Source organism: Neoroseomonas eburnea (genome assembly GCF_018129005.1).
In the GTDB taxonomy this organism is placed as follows: Bacteria; Pseudomonadota; Alphaproteobacteria; order Acetobacterales; family Acetobacteraceae; genus Neoroseomonas; species Neoroseomonas eburnea.
Map to the genome: position 1 here is coordinate 272,939 of NZ_JAAEDL010000002.1, position 14,480 is coordinate 287,418.

The 14,480-nt window shown below is 70.9% G+C and carries 18 protein-coding genes; 3 read left to right on the forward strand and 15 right to left on the reverse strand.

Translation table 11 applies throughout. The features are described 5' to 3' along the window. Positions 1–64 precede the first annotated feature (64 nt). Positions 65–637 carry a TetR/AcrR family transcriptional regulator gene (locus GXW74_RS03640; RefSeq protein ID WP_211844915.1) on the forward strand — a complete coding sequence of 191 codons (573 nt, stop codon included), beginning with the start codon at positions 65–67 and terminating at the stop codon, positions 635–637. Between the two features lie 51 nt (positions 638–688). Here the strand turns inward: GXW74_RS03640 and GXW74_RS03645 are convergent, their stop codons facing one another. The 8 genes from GXW74_RS03645 to GXW74_RS03680 form a co-directional block, all read right to left on the reverse strand. Then, entirely contained in the window at positions 689–1,603 is a 915-nt protein-coding gene (locus GXW74_RS03645) for a class I SAM-dependent methyltransferase (protein WP_211844916.1), read from the reverse strand. Positions 1,604–1,685: 82 nt separating this feature from the next. Then, the gene (locus tag GXW74_RS03650) at positions 1,686–2,657 is read right to left on the reverse strand and encodes an acetamidase/formamidase family protein (protein WP_211844917.1); all 972 of its coding nucleotides are present in this window, start codon (positions 2,655–2,657) and stop codon (positions 1,686–1,688) included. 91 nt (positions 2,658–2,748) lie between these two features. Continuing rightward, the gene (gene corA, locus GXW74_RS03655; RefSeq protein ID WP_211844918.1) at positions 2,749–3,792 is read right to left on the reverse strand and encodes a magnesium/cobalt transporter CorA; all 1,044 of its coding nucleotides are present in this window, start codon (positions 3,790–3,792) and stop codon (positions 2,749–2,751) included. 35 nt (positions 3,793–3,827) lie between these two features. Then, positions 3,828–4,397: a 2'-5' RNA ligase family protein gene (locus GXW74_RS03660; RefSeq protein ID WP_211844919.1), complete on the reverse strand. Its 570-nt coding sequence runs from the start codon at positions 4,395–4,397 to the stop codon at positions 3,828–3,830. A gap of 2 nt (positions 4,398–4,399) precedes the next feature. Continuing rightward, entirely contained in the window at positions 4,400–5,101 is a 702-nt protein-coding gene (mtnC, locus tag GXW74_RS03665) for an acireductone synthase (protein WP_211844920.1), read from the reverse strand. Positions 5,102–5,108: 7 nt separating this feature from the next. Continuing rightward, positions 5,109–5,648 carry a 1,2-dihydroxy-3-keto-5-methylthiopentene dioxygenase gene (locus GXW74_RS03670; RefSeq protein WP_211844921.1) on the reverse strand — a complete coding sequence of 180 codons (540 nt, stop codon included), beginning with the start codon at positions 5,646–5,648 and terminating at the stop codon, positions 5,109–5,111. Beyond that, entirely contained in the window at positions 5,645–6,256 is a 612-nt protein-coding gene (locus GXW74_RS03675; protein ID WP_211844922.1) for a methylthioribulose 1-phosphate dehydratase, read from the reverse strand. The genes GXW74_RS03670 and GXW74_RS03675 overlap by 4 nt, the downstream gene beginning before the upstream one ends. A gap of 80 nt (positions 6,257–6,336) precedes the next feature. Next, on the reverse strand, positions 6,337–6,600 hold the full coding sequence (locus GXW74_RS03680; RefSeq protein ID WP_211844923.1) for a twin-arginine translocase TatA/TatE family subunit: 264 nt from the start codon (positions 6,598–6,600) through the stop codon (positions 6,337–6,339). A gap of 301 nt (positions 6,601–6,901) precedes the next feature. Between GXW74_RS03680 and GXW74_RS03685 the strand changes: the two genes are divergently transcribed. Then, a complete protein-coding gene (locus GXW74_RS03685) occupies positions 6,902–7,906 on the forward strand; it encodes a TerC family protein (protein ID WP_211844924.1) in 1,005 nt (334 codons plus the stop codon). A 319-nt stretch (positions 7,907–8,225) separates the two neighbouring features. Here the strand turns inward: GXW74_RS03685 and GXW74_RS03690 are convergent, their stop codons facing one another. The 5 genes from GXW74_RS03690 to GXW74_RS03710 form a co-directional block, all read right to left on the reverse strand. Continuing rightward, on the reverse strand, positions 8,226–8,987 hold the full coding sequence (locus GXW74_RS03690; protein ID WP_211844925.1) for an anti-sigma factor: 762 nt from the start codon (positions 8,985–8,987) through the stop codon (positions 8,226–8,228). Then, positions 8,984–9,502 carry a sigma-70 family RNA polymerase sigma factor gene (locus GXW74_RS03695; RefSeq protein ID WP_211844926.1) on the reverse strand — a complete coding sequence of 173 codons (519 nt, stop codon included), beginning with the start codon at positions 9,500–9,502 and terminating at the stop codon, positions 8,984–8,986. The genes GXW74_RS03690 and GXW74_RS03695 overlap by 4 nt, the downstream gene beginning before the upstream one ends. A 14-nt stretch (positions 9,503–9,516) precedes the next feature. Then, complete coding sequence (copM, locus tag GXW74_RS03700) at positions 9,517–9,885, reverse strand: CopM family metallochaperone (protein ID WP_211844927.1); 369 nt, start codon at positions 9,883–9,885, stop codon at positions 9,517–9,519. Continuing rightward, a complete protein-coding gene (locus GXW74_RS03705) occupies positions 9,882–11,255 on the reverse strand; it encodes a beta-propeller fold lactonase family protein (protein WP_211844928.1) in 1,374 nt (457 codons plus the stop codon). Before GXW74_RS03705 ends, copM begins: the two co-directional genes overlap by 4 nt. Before the next feature lie 153 nt (positions 11,256–11,408). Beyond that, positions 11,409–12,383 (reverse strand): Bug family tripartite tricarboxylate transporter substrate binding protein, encoded by a 975-nt coding sequence (locus tag GXW74_RS03710; protein WP_211844929.1) that lies wholly within the window; start codon positions 12,381–12,383, stop codon positions 11,409–11,411. A gap of 188 nt (positions 12,384–12,571) precedes the next feature. On the opposite strand from GXW74_RS03710, the gene GXW74_RS03715 reads away from it, so the two are divergent. Beyond that, positions 12,572–13,231, forward strand: coding sequence for a hypothetical protein (locus tag GXW74_RS03715; protein WP_211844930.1), 660 nt, complete (start codon positions 12,572–12,574; stop codon positions 13,229–13,231). Between the two features lie 129 nt (positions 13,232–13,360). Here the strand turns inward: GXW74_RS03715 and GXW74_RS03720 are convergent, their stop codons facing one another. Beyond that, positions 13,361–13,858, reverse strand: coding sequence for a CHAP domain-containing protein (locus tag GXW74_RS03720; protein WP_211844931.1), 498 nt, complete (start codon positions 13,856–13,858; stop codon positions 13,361–13,363). Between the two features lie 222 nt (positions 13,859–14,080). After that, entirely contained in the window at positions 14,081–14,479 is a 399-nt protein-coding gene (locus GXW74_RS03725) for a Zn-ribbon domain-containing OB-fold protein (RefSeq protein ID WP_211844932.1), read from the reverse strand. Position 14,480 lies beyond the last annotated feature (1 nt).

Sequence of the window (14,480 nt, forward strand, 5' to 3'; positions counted from 1 at the left end):
ATTGGTGCATTCAAATCGATTCCGTGTCAATAATGACGATACATCTTTGTGCAGTGAAAACAGGATGACACGCCCCTATACCCTCAGGCGCCGCGCCGAACGGCAGGCAGAGACCCGTCAGCGCATCGTCGAGGCGGCCATCGCGCTCCACGGCAGCGTCGGGCCGGCGCTGACCTCGATCAGCATGGTGGCGGCGCGCGCGAAGGTTCAGCGCCACACCCTCTATGCCCACTTCCCCGATGAACGGAGCCTGTACCTCGCCTGTTCCGGCCTCTCGCTGGAACGCGACCCGCTGCCGGACCCTGGGCCATGGCGGAGCGCCGCGTCGCGGGAAGCGCGGCTGCGGGCCGGCCTGGGCGCGATCTACGGCTGGTACGAACGCAACGCGGATCTCGCCGGATGCGTCCTGCGGGATGCCGAGCACCATGCCCTCACGCGGGAGGTCGTCGGCCTGCGGATCGCTCCCTGGATGCAGGCCTGTCGCGAGGTTCTGGCCGAGGCGCTCAGCGAGGGGCAGCGGGCGGTGCTGCACCTCGCGCTGGGCTACTTCACCTGGCGCGCCCTGACCCGCGAGGCGGGGCTGGCGCAGGAGGAGGCCGTGGCGGCGATGGTCCGGGCGATCCTCGGCCAGCCATGAACAGCGGCGCGCGTCTTGCCGGCGGGCGCCCGGCAGTGTCGTGGCAGGGTGTCACGCCGTGAGCAGCACCACCGATTCCTCGCGCCCGGCGGCTGGTGCGCCCGGCGCGTCGGCCCTCATGCGCTCGATCCGCACGGCAGCGAAGCCGGCGGAGCGCGCGTGCCGCTCCCAGGCGGCGTCGTCCCAGACGCGCAGGAAGAAGGCAGGGCTCTGGAGCGGCTCCTCCCCGGGGAAGGCCACCCAGGAGAGGCAGACCAGGCCACCCCGTTCCGCGACGAAGACCTGGCGCACCAGGAACAGGACGTCGTCGCCGAGGGGCACCTTCATGTGCTGCACCCAGCGGCCTTCGAGCGCGGCGCGCCTATCGAGGTCGCCATGCACCAGCGCCAGGCCGCCCGGGCGCAGCACGCGGCGGAATTCCTCCAGGGTTGCGACTTCGTCGCGCTCGTCGAGGAAATAGCCGAGGGAATTCCACATGTTCACGAGCAGGTCGAAGGCCCCGGTCGCCACCGGCAGCCGGCGCATGTCCGCGGCCGCGTAGAGCGCCGCCCCGCCCGCCTTCGCCGCGCGGAGATAGCCTTCCTGCAACTCCATCCCGACCACGTCGAAGCCGCGGCGGGCGAGTTCCTCCGCGTGCCGCCCGTAGCCGCAGGGAATGTCGAGGATGCGCGGAGTCAACGCCCCGAAATGCTCGCGTGCGACGGCACAGATGCGGTCCACCTCCCGCCGCGTGCGGTCCTGTTCCGTCGTGGCGGCATCCTGCCCCGGGAAGCGTTCGGCGATGGCGCGGTAGGCCTGACCGAAATAGGCGTCCGGCCCGGCATCCCACCAGGTGTCGCGCGGCTGCGCCGCGGCCGCGAACTCCGCCTCCGGGCAGGTCCAGAGGTGCTGCGCCGCCTGCGCCGGCACGCGCCTGAACCCCTGCCCCAGCGCCTTCTTCAACCTGATGGGCGCGCCGCTCGTCATCCGGCGCCAATCCGATGGTTTCCAAAGGCCTTTCGGCCTTTGGCGGGGTGGTCCGGAGGGGCGGCGCCCCTCCGGCGCGCCATCAGAACAGCAGACCCTTCTTCAGCATCCCGTGCACCCCTTTCTCCCCGTTCACCGTCTGGGTGACACGGAAATCCACCGCGAGCGAGCAGAACTGATAGGCATCGGCATCGGACAGGTTGGTGCGCGAGCAGATGAACGCGATCATCTCCCTCAGCGCCTGCTTCATCGCGAGGTCGAGGTCCTCGTTCATCCCCATGGTGATGTAGTGGGTCTTCGTCTCGGCGCGCGGGAACTTCAGCACCGGATCCTTCGCGCCGCCACCCTTGACCAGCGACAGGCGGAAATGCCCGGTCAGGCAGATTTCCAGCGCGTTGATGCAGACCTCGCCATCGCCCTGCACGCCGTGGCCGTCGCCGGCGGAGAACAGCGCTCCCTCGTTGAACACCGGCAGGTAGAGCGTCGTGCCCTCGGTCAGTTCCTTGTTGTCCAGGTTGCCGCCAATGGCGCGCGGTTCCTTGGTGTTGATCATCCCCCAGTCGCGCGGCGGGGCGACGCCCATCACCCCGAAGAAGGGCGCGAGCGGCAGGTCCATCCCGCCTTCCTTCGGTCCGAAGGGCAGGCGGCAGGTCATCGCCGCCTTGTCCACAGGAATGTGCAGGGTGCGGCGATAGGGAAAATCCTCCGGCAGCGTGCCGAAGAGCGGGCGGAAGCCGCAGAAGCCCCAATCGGCGCCGAGTTCGATCTTCTCGATGTCGATGCGCAGCGCGTCGCCCGGTTCGGCGCCGCGAACCTCGACCGGCCCGGTGATGACATGGGCGCCGAGGCGCGGCAGCTTCGCGTGGATCTCCCGCAGCACCGGGGAGACCGCCATCATCTTCTCCTGCGGTGGCATCTGCTCCGGCCCACCGGAGAGGCATTCGAGGATGACGACCTCCCCCGGATCGACCGAGGCGACCGGCGGGAAGGAGGCATCGAAGGCGCCCCAGCGGCAGTTGGTCAGGGATGCGGCGACGCGGGTCGGTTCGGTCATGCGCGGGTCCTTGCAGGTCAGGCGGTTGGCGTCATTCGAACCGCTGGCGGCGAGTGCGACAACAGGAAAGCTGCGCTCCGCGGCAGGATCGCTACAGCCAGCCCTTGCGGCGGAAATACAGCACCGGAAGGATGGCGCTGACGACCATCAGGATCAGCGCGATGGGGTAGCCCTCCACCAGCTTGAGCTCGGGCATGTGCTCGAAGTTCATGCCGTAGATGCTCGCGATCAGGGTGGGCGGCATGAGCGCCACCGAGGCCACCGTGAAGGTCTTGATGATGTTGTTCTGCTCCACGTTGATCACGCCGAGCACCGCGTCGAGCAGGAACTGGGCCTTCTGGTTGAGGAAGGTCGCGTGCTCGACGAGGGAGCGGACGTCGCGCACCAGCGTCTTGATCAGGGACTGGTTCTCCTTGCGCACGGCGGAGGCCTTCTCCGCACCCACGAAGGTGAGGATGCGGTTGAGGCCGAGCAGCGTCTCGGAGGTTCGCGTCGTGACGTCGCCGACCTGGCCGAGGGTGATCAGCGTCTCCTTGAGCTGGTCGTCGCGGCGGTTCGCCTTGATGTTGGCGCGCGCGGCGCGGAAGGTGCGCTGCGATGCCCGGTCCATGTCGGCGCCGACGCGTTCCAGCACGTCGGCGAGCCGGTCCACGATCTGCTCGAACAGATGCAGCATCACCGCGTCCGGTGAGGAGAGCAGCGCCGCCGGCTGGCGTTGCGCCCGCGTGCCGAACACCGTGAAGGCCTTGGGGGTCGCGTAGCGCACCGTCACCAGCGTCGTATTGGTCAGCACGAAGGTGATGGCGGTGGAACTGTATTCCCCGCTGTCCACACCGTAGAGGAAGTTGGCGGTCAGGAAGAGCGAGTCCTCCTCCCGGTAGAGACGGGAGGAACTCTCGATCTCCTGCATCTCCTCCCGCGTCGGGATCTCGACGCGGAGCGCGGTCTGGACCGCCTTCTCCTCGGCGACGGTGGGGTTGAGCAGGTCGATCCAGACCGCGTGGCGCAGGCTCTCGGGCTCGGCGACGGCGGCCGCGGCCTCGCGCACCTCGTTGGGCAGCACCGCGGTGATGTCGGACATGGCGCCTTCGCGCACGCGACAGCGGCCGTTCTCGACCGTCCAGGTCGTCAGCATGCCGGGGCACCTCCGCGCAGAGCGTTCATCGGCTTCTAGACGCCTGCCGCGGCATGCGCCAACCCGGCCGGAAGGGGATGGCATGCCAGCACGGCGACGGGCCGGAAACGGACAAGGTCGAGACAATCCGCGCGGGCCGGGACAACCCCCGGCCAGAGCGGAGCGAGGCAGTCGAACGCGCGGCCCATCCACCCCGGATCGCCTGCCGCGCCACCCTTGGCGAGGGTGACATGCGGCACCCAGGCCCCGGGCCGGTAATGCGGGTCGCAGGGCAGGTCGGCCAGGGCCCCGGACAGGCTCCGATGATGCGCCAGCAGCGTCTCGGTCACCACTGGTGCCAGCCACAGCACCGGTTCGGGCGCGACGAAGGTGCCGAGGCCCGAAAAGCGCAGCGGCACCGCCGCCCAGGCCGCCGCCAGGCGGGCAACGTCACGCCGCAGCGCCTGCGTGTCCACCCCGTCCGGATGGATGGTGAGGGTGACGTGCGGCGGGTAGCCGAGGCGCAGCGCATCCTCATGCAGCCCGGCCTCGGCAAGGGCACGCCACATCGCCTCGATCGGCCGCGCCGCAGCGGCGTCGAGACGCAGCGTGACCGCGTAGGGCATGTTCAGCCGGTCGCGGCCGGCAGGCCGTGGAGGCGCGCAACGCCGAGGAAGTCGGTGGCCTCGGCATGTCGCCCGCACGCCCGCATACCATCCTCCGCGCGGACGAGCTGGCAGGTGCGCAGCCCGGCCGCAGCGGCGGCGTCCAGCTCCTCCGCCACGTCGGAGAGAAAGAGCACCTCGGCCGGCGGCAGGTACAGCCCGGCGGCGATGGTGGCGTAGGACGCCGCCTCCCGCTTGCCGCCGACCCTGGTGTCGAAGAAGCCGGCGAAGAGCGGCGTGAGGTCGCCGGCGACGGAATGCCCGAAGAGCAGCCGCTGCGCCTCGACCGAGCCCGAGGAATAGACCGCGAGCCGCAGCCCCGCCCGCGCCCAGGCCCGCAGGCAGGGGGCGACGTCCGGCCAGAGATGGCCCTTGAGCCGGCCGTCGAGATACCCCGCGCGCCAGATCAGCCCCTGCAGCGTCTTCAGCGGCGTGACCTTGGCATCCTGCTGCATCCAGCGGCGCAGCACGGCGCGCGGATCCTCACCCGGCGCGGCGGCGCGCACCTCGGCGAGGATCGCCGCGACCTCGGGATCGTCTGCGCGGGCATCGAGGAAGGCGTCGAGCTCCGCCTGCGCGAAGGGGAACAGCGTCTCCTTCACGAAGGCGATGGCGCTCGTCGTGCCTTCGATGTCCGTCAGGACGCAGCTCGGCGGAACCGGCAAGGCCGTGTCAGCCCACCGTCACGGGGATGCGCACGGCGATGTCGCTGCCGGTGTAGTGCGGCGTCCAGCCGGTGGTGTCGGTGAAGACGCGCAGCGCCGTGACGTGCGGCACCTCGCCGGCGTCGAACCAGTGCCTGGTGTTTGCTGGCACGGAGATCAGGTCGCCCCGCGTGCAGTGCGCGTCGTAGATCTTCCCATCCACATGCATCACGAAATTGCCCGCGCCCTCGTGGAAGAAGCGGACCTCGTCCTCGGTGTGGATGTGTTCGGACAGGAACTTCGCGCGGATGGCGTCCTTCTGCGGATGGTCCGCCGTCAGGCGGATGACGTCGGCCGTGCCGGCCTTGGTCTCCTTGAGGAAGGCGTCGAGGTGCGGACGGTAGGCCGCGAGCACGGCGTCGGCCTCCGCGCCTGCGGGCAGGTCGGCGACCGGCCAGCGCTCGAAACGCACGCCGATGGCGGCGAGCGCCGTCGCCATCGCCTGCGGGTCGTCGGTCCTGAGCGTCTCGGCGCCGGTGGCGGCGTCACGGATGGTGAGAAGGCTCATCGCGCGGTCCTCCCTTCCTCGAGGTGACAGAGAAGCATGAATTCGAGCGCTTCCAGCCGGGCCATCGCCTGCGGCATGTCCGCGCCCCACACATAGACGCCGTGGCCGCGGATCAGGTAGCCCGGCGGAGCCTCCGGCGTTCGGTCCCACAGCGCGTCCAGCGCCCGCTGCAGGCGCGGAATGTCCTGGTCGTTGTCGAGCACCGGGACGGCGACCTCGGTCTCATGCGTCGGGCCGCCGGGGAAGGCCTTGAGCAGCTCGTAGCCGGCCAGCCGGATCTCGGCGCCGGCCCGCCGGGACAGTACGGTATTGGCGACCGAATGCCCGTGCACCACCGCCCCGGCGTCGGGGAAGCGGCGGTAGATGCCGCAATGGAGCAGCGTCTCGTAGGACGGCCTGGCGCCGGGTTCGAGCGAGGCGCCTTCCGCATCCACCCGCATGACCCCGGAGGGCGACAAGGCGCCCTTGTGGCAGCCCGAACGGGTGATGGCGATCCGGCCCGAACCTTCGCGGACCGAAAGGTTGCCGGCGGTCGCCGGCACCCAGCCCAGCGTGTCCATCCGCCGCCCCGCCGCCGCGATCGCCGCGGCGGCATCGTCGAACTTCATGTTGTCGCTTCCTCAGGAACCACGAAGCCCCGCCGCGCAGGGGCGCGACGGGGCCTTTGCGGAAAGCCGAAGGCGTGGCGTCAGGCCGCGGGGCGGTTGCCCGACTGCGGCTGCGCCTGGGTGGCGCTGGCCTGGCCCTGGGCCGGGCCGGCGATGTTGCCGGCCGGCGGCGTGGTGGCCTGCGCCTCCATGGAGGCGTCCTTCTCGTCCTCCTTGATGTTCGCCTTGAAGGACTTGATGCCCTTGGCCAGGTCGCCCATCAGCCCGCTGATCTTGCCGCTGCCGAACAGCAGCAGAATGACGAGCAGCACGACCAGCCAGTGCCAGATGCTGAACGAACCCATGGCGACGCCTCGATCCCGTTGTGGCCGTGCCCCGGGGGGAGCACGGCCATAGCCGTATGAACGGGGCGCAACCTAGTGGCCCGGCGGCGCCCGTGCAAACCCACATGGGCCATCCGGCGCGCCGCCGCAACCGGTCTTGACGCGCACCGCGCCGGAAACCATCTCAGCGCCTGATCCGGGCCCCTCTGGCGGCCGCCCGTCCCGTGTGGCGAGGCGTCCGTGATGTCGGATCGCGTGGGAAATCGCGCGATCCGGGCCCTCCCTGCGCCCGTTTTCGCGCCAGAGAGGAGAGACATGGGGGATGGATTTCTTTTCGGCGGAATGGCTCGGCAAGCCCCTCTGGATGTGGAAGGGCTTCCTGGCGGTGGTGCTGGTGCTGCTCGCCTTCGACCTCGGCGTGCTGAACCGGCGCGACAAGGAGATGGGGATTGCCCGGAGCCTGTGGCTCTCGGCCTTCTACATCGGCTTCGCCATGCTCTACGGCGCCGGCATCTGGTGGGCCCACGAGGCCGGGGAGCTGACGACCTCCGACGGCACGCATGCGGGTGTCGCCTTCTTCACCGGCTTCTTCATCGAGAAGGCGCTGTCGATCGACAACGTCTTCGTCATCAGCCTGATCTTCGGCTTCTTCGCCATTCCGCGGCAGTACCAGTACCGCGCCCTGGTCTGGGGCATCATCGGCGTGATCGTGCTGCGCGGGTTGATGATCGGCCTCGGCGCGGCGCTCGTGCAGCAATATGCGTGGGTGCTCTACATCTTCGGCGCCTTCCTGATCGTCACCGGCATCAAGATGCTGGTGGTGCCGGAAGGCGAGCAGGACATCTCGCGGAACCCGGCCGTGCGCTTCCTGCGCCGGTACATGCGGGTGACGGAGGATCTGCACGACCAGAAGTTCTTCGTGAGGCAGGCCGATGCGAAGACGGGGCGGATGGTGCGCGTCGCCACGCCGCTGTTCCTGGCGCTGGTGGTGATCAACATCGCCGACCTGGTCTTCGCGGTGGACAGCGTGCCGGCGATCTTCGCCATCACCACCGACACCTTCATCGTCTACACGGCGAACATCATGGCGATCCTCGGCCTGCGCGCGCTCTACTTCGCGCTCGCCGCCATGGTGCACCGGTTCCACTATCTGAAATACGCGCTCGCCCTGGTGCTGGTGTTCATCGGCGCGAAGATCTTCTGGAACCAGATCGTCGGGAAGGTGGATCCGGCGATCTCGCTCGGCGTGACGCTGGCGATGATCGCCGGCGGCGTCCTGTGGTCGCTGTGGAAGACCCGCAAGGACACCCCGGTGGCGGCGGGATGACGCCGCCGGGCGGGAGGGGGAAACCCCCTCCCGCCCGCGCCATACATTGGTATTTCGCCCCGTGCCGGCCGGTCCGCCGGCCCGGCCCTCCCCCTTCCCCGCGGAGATGAAGTTGCGGGCGGTCCAGGTGATCCAGCCACCTGGCGGCGGGTGCCGAGGGCAGAACCCGGGCCGCAGCTTGAGGCCAAGCCGCGCTTCCCGCCCGCCGTTTCCGTCTGGACCGGTTTCCGTTCGCCTTGGCTCGCCGCAACCGCTCCTGCCCCTTGTCCGTGCGGGCATCTTCACCCGATCAGGCAATTCCACCTGACCGGGACGTGCTCTACCCGCCCGACAGGGCAGCGACCCGCAGCAGCACGGCCTTCGGCGCGCCCTCGCCGACCACCGCATGGCCGAAGCCGTCGCGGAACCAGACCGCCGCGCGCAGCGGCGCCTCGCGGTCCATCACCTCCGGCGCCGCCGGCCCGGCACGGCGGGACCGCCGGACAAAGAGCGACAGGCGCTCGCCGCCCGCGCCCTCATACAGCACGAAGGCCGCGAGCCCGTCCTCGGTCGGCAGCACGCGCGCGCCGAGCGGCCGCAGCCCGAGGGCCGAGAGATCCGGCACCGGCACCTGCCAGCCGACCGCGGCCGCGACGCGCTCGGCCAGCACGCCCTCTGCCGCCGCGATCTCCACCGCCCCGCTGCCGCGCCCCGCATAGACGCGGTGCGCGGCGAGCGCATCGGCCATGGGCGGGCCCACGGCGGCATCCTCCTGCCGCGCCACCCACCAGCCGGAGGCGGCACCGATCGCAAGCAGCATCACCGAGGCCGCGATGCGCCGCGCCGCGACCGGCGCCCATCGGCGCCGCGCCGCCGCCAGGCCCGCGACCCGCAGGCGGGCAGGCAGAGGCTCCTCGGCCACCGGCGCCAGGGCGGCGCGCAGCATCGCCGCATCCTCCTGCCAGCCGCGGAGCCGCGCCGCGTCGGCCGGGTGGCGCTCAAGCCAGGCCGCCACCGCCGCCCGGCGCGCGGGATCGAGCCGCCCGTCGACGAAGGCGTGCAGGTCGTCCTCGCCCACCGGAGGCATTGCCGGGCCGGTCATTTCACCCTCCGCAGCGCCGGCGGCGCGGCCTCGGCGCCGGAGAGGCCGCGCAGCCTTTCCCGCCCGCGCGACAGCCGCGACATCACCGTGCCCACCGGAATGCCGAGCACCGCCGCCGCCTCGGCATAGTCGAGACCCTCCACCGCCACCAGCACCAGCACCGCGCGCTGCTCCTCCGGCAGGCGCGCCAGCAGGGCGACGACGCGCGCCGCCTCCAGCGCCTGGTCCGGTGCTGCCAGCGGAAGGGGCGGCAGGGCCTCGGCGCTGGCCTCGGCGTGGCGGCGGGCAACGGCCTCGGACCGCTTCCCGTCGATGAATCGACGCCACAGGATGGCATAGAGCCAAGCCCGCAGGCTGGCGCCGGGCCGGCGCAGCCACCAGCGGTCGAGCGCCCGCAGCAGCGTCTCCTGCACCAGGTCGTCGGCCAGCATGGCATCGCCGCCGGCGAGCGCGCGGGCGAAGCGCCGGAGACCCGGCACCTGCGCCTCGATCGCCGCGTCGCGCTGCCGGCTCATGCCTCTCCCTCCGCTCAGCCCGGCCCGCGCGTGCCGCCCGGGTTCGGGAAGTCGTCTGCCGTCCCGCCGCGCGCCAGCACGGCGAGCCGCGCCTGCATGGCGGCGATCTCGACCGCCTGGCCGGCGATGATGCCCTCGGCAAGCTGGCGCACCAACGGGTCGCGGCCATGGCGCAGCACCAGCTCGGCCATGTCCACCGCACCCTGGTGGTGCGGGATCATCATGGCGAGGAAGTCGCGGTCCGGGTCGCCGAGGGGCGTACCGGCATGCATGTCCTGCATCATGCGGTCCATGGCGGCGGCCATCGCGGCGTCGAAGGCGCTGGCCGGGCGCGGGGCGGGCGCCTGTGCCGGCGCGTGCTGGTGGTGCCGATGCCCGCTCATGCCGTCGCGCTCCGCGCCCCGGGGCGCACATAGACCAGGTTGATCGACTTCTTGCTGCGCAGGCGCCCCGAAGGCAACGCCAGGTCGCCGAGCGGGATGCGCGCGAGAAGCCGCGGCTGCACCGGGTCGCTGACGTCGAAGGCGGAGCACACCGTCTGACCGGCATGGGGCGTGTTCGGCAACTCATCCTGTTCATGCGCGACGTAGAGCCGGGTGCCGGTCGGGTCGGTCCACAAGCCATGCGCCTCCCGCCCGCCGCTGTGGAAGTCGGCGACCACCCGGCGCCGGCCGGCCGGCGCGCTGCGGTCGATCACGCCGATCCGGCTGCTGGCGATGCCGTCCGGCCCGTCATCGTCGACGCGGGCATAGGAGACATAGACGAAGCGGCCGCGCGCGTTCTCGACGAACTCGACATGGTTCGGGCGGGCGAGGTCCGGGAGCTGGATGGTCTCAGCGACGCGCACCTCGCCCTGCATGGCAAGGACCGAGACGCGGTCCGCCAGCTTGTGAGTCGTCCAGATCTCGCCCCCGTCCGGGCTCAGCTTCAGGAAGGGGCTGAAGCCGAAGGGGTCGCGCTCGGCGATCTCGATGCGGCGGCGGCCGGCGATGCGGCTCAAACCCTCCGCATCGTAGTCCACCGACAGAAGGTCGATGACGGCCGCCTTCTGGCTGACCACCACGGCGAGGCGGCCATCGGCGGAGAACCAGGCATGCGCCGGGCCGGGCATGGTGGGGATGAAGCCGCGCAGGGCGTGGCCGGGGCGACCGCCGGCGCTTTCCTCCCGCGCCCTCGCCACGTCGAGCACGGCGATCCGGTCCTCGCCGCGCACGGTCACCCACAGCTCGCGGCCGTTGCGGGTGAAGGTGGGCTCGTGCGGCTCGCGGCCGAGGAAGATGCCGCTGGTCAGCCGCTCCGGGTTCGTCGTGTCGCGCGCCTGGGTGTTCGGGCGGTTGCCGACGACGCGGCGGGTCTCGGTCTCGATCAGGTAGACATTGGAGCTGCCGCGGCCGGTGGTCGCGATCAGCCGCGAATCCGGGCTCGGGCAGGAGCCGTGGATCGAGATCGCGCCGTGATAGAGCGGCTTCTGCACCATAGCGCCGTGCGGCGGGATGACGCCGCCCGTCACGAAGCGGAAGGGAGGGCGGGGGTCTTCGTCGAAGCTGGTCAGGTTGACGGTGGCGGCGACGACGTTCCGCACCGGGTCGACGACCGTCAGTGTGTTGGAATCCTCGTTGCAGAGCCAGACGCCGTCGCCGGCCTGCGGCCCGGCGGGCTGGGCCTGCGCCTCGGCCGGGCCTGCGGCGCCGGCGGCACCGAGGCCGGCCATGGCGAGGCCGGAGAGGAGTTCACGGCGGGTAGGCTCTGGCATGGGTGGCATCGCTCCTGAAACTGCCGATGGGCAGATGCAGGACAGACGCGCAGGCCCCGGGCCCTATTCCCGGCTCGCGATGAGAATTTCCGAAGGAGCCCCCACGCCCGGACGTGGCCGGGAGGCCGAAGCGGCGCGTTGGCGGTCCGGGCCTCAGCTCTCCGGCCGCAGTTCGAGCCGCCGGATGATGGCACCCCAGCGCTGGATGTCGCTCGCCAGCAATGCCCGGAAGGTGTCCGGATCGCTGCCGACCACGGTGAAGCCCGCCGTCTCCAGGGCGCGCCGCTGCTCCGGCACCGCCAGGGCGCGACCGGCCTCCGCCGCCACGCGCGCGACGCGATCCGCCGGCATGCCGGTGGGTGCGAAGAGCCCGATCCAGGCCACGGCGGGTTCGCTGTCCACGCCGGATTCCCGCATGGTCGGCACCTCGGGGATGGCGGGGAAGCGCTCCGCGCTGGTCACCGCCAGCGCGCGCACCGTGCCTTCCCGGACCTGCGCCAGCACGCCGCCGGTCGCCGCGAAGAAGGCCTGGATGCGGCCCGCCACCAGGTCGAGCACCGCCTGGCCCACGGCGCGGTAGGGCACATGCACCGCCTGGAAGCCCTGGGTTGCCGCGAGATCCTCCATCGCCAGGTGCGACAGCGTCCCCGGCCCGGTCGAGGCATAGGAGATCCTGCCGGGATTGGCCCGCGCATAGGCGACGAACTCGGCCGCCGTGCGTGCCGGCACCGAGGGATGCACCACCAGGACGAAGGGCAGGCGCGCCAGCAGGGAGATCGGCACGAGGTCCGTCGCCGGATCGTAGCCGAGCGCCGGATTGAGGATCTTCGCCGTGCTGCCCGGCCCGCCGATCGTCACGCCGAGCGTGTGCCCGTCGGTCGCGCGGGCGATCGCCTCGGTGCCGATGTGCCCGCCGCCGCCGGCGCGGTTGTCCACCACCACGGGCTGGCCGAAAGCCTGCTGGAAATGCGGCGCCACCGCGCGGGCGGCGAGATCGGGCGTCGAGCCGCCGGGGAAGGCGACGATGACGCGCAGCGGGCGGTCGGGCCAGGTGCCCTGCGCCTGCGCATGACCGCCGGCCAGGGCAAGGGCAGGCAGCGCGGCAAGGCCGCGGCGGGTCAGGGTCATGGCGCTTCCTCCGACAGGCAACAGGCGCATCGTCCGGCCTAGCCGGGCGAGCGCGGTCTGCCTGCCGCTTCCAGCATGGGAACGGGTCCGCCGCAAGCGGCGCGCGAGGCCATGCAGGACCGCATTCACCTTTCCATCAGGATGTGCAACTCAATCTTGACGCGTTCTCTCGAACAGGAGCGCAACCCATGACTGCATCCCTGCGTGCGATCCTTCTCTGCGGCGCGGCGCTTTCCCTGCCCGGCTGTGCCACGGCGGCGCTCAATGCGGCGCTGCGCGCGGCCAATCCGGGGCCGGCCTGGAACGGCGATGTCGTCGTGGCCTCGGAACCGCCTGGCGCCCACTGCACGATCAACCGCGACGAGCGCGTGATGGCCGAGGTGCCCGCCACGCCCGGCACGGTGCAGCTTTCGCGGTCCCACAGCACGCTCGAGGTGCGCTGCCGGACGGATGGCTATCTTCAGACGGCCGAGATCCTCCGCCCGCGGGATGACCCGGCGGTGTTCCGCATGGCGCCGAACGGCATCATCGGCGCGACGGCCACGGTCTTCAGCCTCGCCTCCGCGCGGACCATGCGCTACCCGGGCGAGGTGACGGTGGCGCTGGCGCCCGCGGTCTTCCCCTCCGAATCGGCGCGGGAAGCCTGGTTCGCCCAGCGTCGGCAGGCGATCATCGCCCGCCGCGCCACGGAGATCGCGCTCGCCGAGGAACGCTGCCGCGCCAGCGCCGAGAGCACCTGCGACCCGGGGCTGATGGTCATGCAGCGGGAACAGGCGGACGAGCTGGGCCGCCTCGACGGCCTGATGGCGCAGGCGACCGTGGCAGCGCAGGTCGCCGCTGCGGATTGATGCCGGCCGGTCTTTCGGCGGACCCGGTATCGGAGCGCTGGCTTCGCGCGCGGCTGCTCCACCGGCCTGCGCGCATGCAGCCGAGCCCATGACCCCATCGGCAAGGCGCGGCGGCATGATCGGCCCGCCCTACCGAGCCTCGGCCACCAGCGTCCCGCCATGGACGAAGCCGAACGTCGGGTAGGTACTCTGGCCGAAATCATTCACCGGCGGGTACCAGACACGGACCAGCGACCAGTCGTTGTTGGGCGAGACATCGATCACCGGCTGGTCGCGCGCGATGCGGCCACGGTTGCGGCCCGACGCCCAGTTGGCGTGGTCCACCCGGATCTCCCGCGGCGACACCACGCGCGTCACGACCGAGAGATGGCCCGTGCGGTTGCGGTAGGTGCGCATGAACACCAGCACCGACCCGGTCCTTGGGCGACGGGAGCGGTCGTAGCGGCCGGAACGGGCCGCGGCGTCCCACCATTCCCAGGCATCGCCCTGCAGATCGATGCCCGAGCGAGTCCTGGCGTAGGGCACGCAGGAGATGTCGCCCCCCGCGTAGCCAGGCACGCCTGTGCGCGGCGTGCCGCGCGAACTGCCGCAGGCCGCGAGGCCAAGTACGGCCAGCATCAAGATCATGCGAAGCACGACCCCGAACCCCCTGATTCCCCTGGATTCAGTATAGGCGACTCGGGGCGGGAGGGGAACGGTCTCAAGAAAAAGCTACGGGGGAGGAGAACCTCCCCCGAACCCCCTCCCTTCTTTGTCTCTTGGGAACCGACAGCGAAAGTCAGTTCCCAGGTGCCAAAGAAGGTTGAGGGGGGTGCGGGGGGAGAAGTTCCCTTCTCCCCCCGCCCTGCGTCACGCCGGCGTAAACATCGGCACGGGCGCGCCGCCTTCCTCGGTCGGCTTGAGCACGACCTTCACCTTCTGCCCGATCTTCAGCGCGTCGAGATCGCAATCCACGATGTTCGTGAAGATGCGCGGCCCTTCGTCGAGTTCGACATAGGCGAGCGCATGCGGCTCCTTCGAGCGCATGACGGTGAAGGTGTAGATGGTCCCCGTCCCCTTCGCCTCGACCAGCTCGACATTGTTCGACAGGGTGAAGGGCGAGCAGCCGCGCGGATACCAGAAGTGCTTGCCGGTATCCTTGCACTTGCCGATCAGGAACTTGCCGGCGCGTGCCGCGTCCCAGAACGGCTTGGTGGTGGGGTCTTCCTTCGGCGCCGGGATGGCGCGGTTGGCGGACATCGTCCCCATG